The sequence below is a fragment of the Novipirellula sp. genome, from assembly GCF_041583735.1.
Lineage (GTDB): Bacteria > Planctomycetota > Planctomycetia > Pirellulales > Pirellulaceae > Novipirellula.
Genome location: NZ_JBFHFD010000831.1, coordinates 1 through 3,199 on the forward strand (window position 1 = coordinate 1; position 3,199 = coordinate 3,199).

Annotated in this window: 2 protein-coding genes; both read left to right on the forward strand. The window is 55.0% G+C overall.

From position 1 onward, the window contains the following. The coding region (locus ABX962_RS33390) for a DUF1592 domain-containing protein (RefSeq protein WP_372726002.1) at positions 1-1,348 on the forward strand (1,348 nt) is incomplete at its 5' end. Between the two features lie 19 nt (positions 1,349-1,367). Further along, complete coding sequence (locus ABX962_RS33395) at positions 1,368-2,654, forward strand: DUF1552 domain-containing protein (RefSeq protein ID WP_372726003.1); 1,287 nt, start codon at positions 1,368-1,370, stop codon at positions 2,652-2,654. Positions 2,655-3,199 lie beyond the last annotated feature (545 nt).

The following is a 3,199-nucleotide window of genomic DNA, read 5'->3' on the forward strand; positions in this document are numbered from 1 at the left end:
CCCCGACTCGATCACGATGGTTCCCGAGCAATCCGTCTACATGCGTCACCGCAAAGGGGTCCAGCGTCATGTGGTCGCATCGTCCAATGCTGAAGAAGATGCCGAGCGAATCATTCGCAACCTTGTGCCGCGTGCCTTTCGCCGTCCCGTCGATGGATCCGAGATCGAACCGTTCGTTCGTTTGACACTCGATCGATTGCAGTCAGGCCGCACGTTTGAGCAAGCCGTACGTGCCGGCGTGACTGCCATATTATGCTCGCCGCAATTCTTGCTGATCAATCGCGATCCCAGTGTGGATAGTTACACGATCGCATCGCGGATGTCCTATTTCCTATGGTCGACGATGCCCGACGATCGACTGCTTGAACTGGCGGCGTCGGACAAACTACGCGATCCTAAAATTCGCAAGGCGGAAGCCGAGCGGATGATGCGTGACTCGAAGATCCAGCGATTCGTCGAGAATTTTACGGGGCAATGGCTCGATCTGCGGGACATCAAATTCACCACGCCCGATGGCAAGTTGTATCCCGAATATGATCCTCTTTTGGTCGAAGCGATGCTCGGCGAAACCCGCCAGTTCTTTGCCCATGTTTTGCAAGAAGATCTCAGCGTCGCAAATTTCATTGACTCGGACTTTACCTTTTTGAATGAACGGATTGCGAAACATTACGGCATCCAAGGCATACAGGGCAACGAAACGTTTCAGCGAGTGCAGCTTCCACCCGACAGCGTTCGCGGCGGGGTGCTGACGCACGCCAGTGTGTTGAAGGTGACGGCCAACGGCACGACCACCTCACCCGTGCTCCGTGGCAATTGGGTACTGACGAATTTGCTCGGTCGCACCGTACCGCCACCGCCGCCGGGCGTTGCCGCGGTGGAACCCGATATTCGTGGCGCCACGACGATCCGGGAACAGCTCAGCAAGCACGCATCCGTCGATTCGTGTGCAAGCTGTCACAAAAGAATCGATCCTGCTGGATTTGCTTTGGAACATTTTGATCCGATCGGCGGCGAACGGACTTGGTATCGATCGCTCGGTGAGGGAGAAAAGATCCCCGACAAGCGAATCTCTTATCGCAAAGGCCCGTCGGTCGAAACCGCTTCCCAATTTGCCGACGGTCGCACGTTCGACGATTTCAACCAATTCCGCGAATGTTTGTTGCAAGACCAAGCGTCGATCACCCGAGCGATCACAAGTAAGCTGTGCGTCTATGCATTAGGTCGCCGCATTGCGATTTCCGATCGCCGTGACATCGATGCAATCGTCAGCCAAGCTAAACAGAATGATCACGGTTTGCGTTCGTTGATCTTGGAAATTGTCGCGAGTGACTTATTTCTGCAGCCTTAAACCTAGAAAGCATCGCATCATGAATCTCCGCATTGATCGCCGACGAATTTTACGGTCCACCGGCATCGCGATGTCGCTGCCGCTGCTGCAGACATTCTCGCCGACCACAACCAGGGCTGCGGATCCACAGCAGACGGCGACCGACCCGAGCAACGGTGATATCCGCCGCATGCTGATGATTTGTGCTCCGCTAGGAATCCATACCCCCAACTTATTTCCAAAATCAGCGGGGCACCAATACGAGGTCACTCCGTACTTGGAGCCTTTACAAGCGGTTCGCAACAAGGTTTCGATCGTGTCCGGTTTGATGCATCCGGACGTCGACGGAGGTCACGCGGCAGAGAAAAGCTTTCTAACGGGCGCAGCCCATCCAGGGCAACCGAGTTTTCAGAACACCATATCGGTCGACCAATATGCGGCGGAACAAATTGGCCACCGTACTCGATTTGGTTCGTTGGTGTTGGCGGCGAATCGATCGAGTCTTTCGTTCACACGATCAGGTGTGCAAATCCCCGCCGAATCGCGTCCGTCACGACTATTTGCCAAACTGTTTCTCGATGGCAACAAGGACGAGAAGGCCGCCCAGATGCGGCGAATCGAAGATGGCCAGAGTGTGATGGACCTCGTTCTGGAGCAAACACACAAAGTCCAGCGTGAAGTCGGTCGCGAAGACAACCAAACCTTGGATCAATACTTTTCCAGCGTCCGCGAGCTCGAAGTCCGGCTCGTGCAAGCGGCCGAGTGGTCAAAACGTCCCAAACCCACCGTCGATCGCAAGCCGCCGACCGACATCACCGATCGCGCCGACTTTACCGGCACGATGCAATTGATGTACGACATGATTTTCCTGGCCATCCAAACCGATTCCACGCGGCTGATCACCATGCTTGGTGCCGGTGGCAACGAAGTGGTCGCACTGGAGGGCGTCGACGACGGATGGCACAACCTAAGCCACCACGGTCGTGATCCCAATAAGATCGAAATGTTATCGATCATTGAGACAGAAGAGATGCGGCTGTTTGCCGAACTGCTGCAAAAACTCGATGCGGTTCACGAAGGCGACAACACGCTGTTGGATCAAACGGCGATCCTGTTGGGATCGAACCTCGGAAACGCATCGAGCCACAGCAATACAGATTTACCGATCCTTGCCGCAGGGGGCCATTTCAAACATGGCCAACATCTCGCCTTTGCCCCCGGTTCGCCGCCCCCGCTTTGCAACTTGTTCGTCAGCTACCTGCAACACCTCGGCCTCGAAACCGATCGTTTTTCCAGTGGCACGAGCACACTGACAGGACTTGGATAGGGTTCCTGTGAATCAACAATTGCATCGCGAAGCTTCACGGCAGTTCGCACAACATTCCCCCACCTCTCCACCAACTTCGAAGACAGCTGATCTAGTAGCAATGATTATAGGCCGAAGGCCGACACACCCTCTGCCGGCGGCGTGAGCCACCGGCTAGTGGAGCTAGGAACACATAGCCCAGCGGGCGACACACTCTCGGTTAGTGTGTCGGCCTCCGGCCTTACGGCGACAGGTCGCACCTAAACCGTTGGCTCACGCCAACGGCAAGTCATGTTTCGGCCTCCGGCCTATCTGCTCGCTACTTAATCAGTAGTCTCCTTCGTCGGTGGAGAGGTTACTGCAGTATAGACCGGAGGTGAAACTCTCACCCAATATTTGATGTCAACACCAACGTAGATGGCATGGGGCGTCAGCGACACTCAAAACACCGAATGAATTCCAATCGGGGTTGTTTATTGCTCTTTCGCAACCTTGTACATCAGCTTGCCGTGGTCGTCGTGAAATTGAATTTGTAATTTCGACTTTTCCTTGTCGGGGCTGACCGA

Bases quoted from the DNA above. Each gene is read 5' to 3' on its own strand.
- ABX962_RS33395 (WP_372726003.1), top strand. From the start codon at position 1,368: ATGAATCTCCGCATTGATCGCCGACGAATTTTACGGTCCACCGGCATC.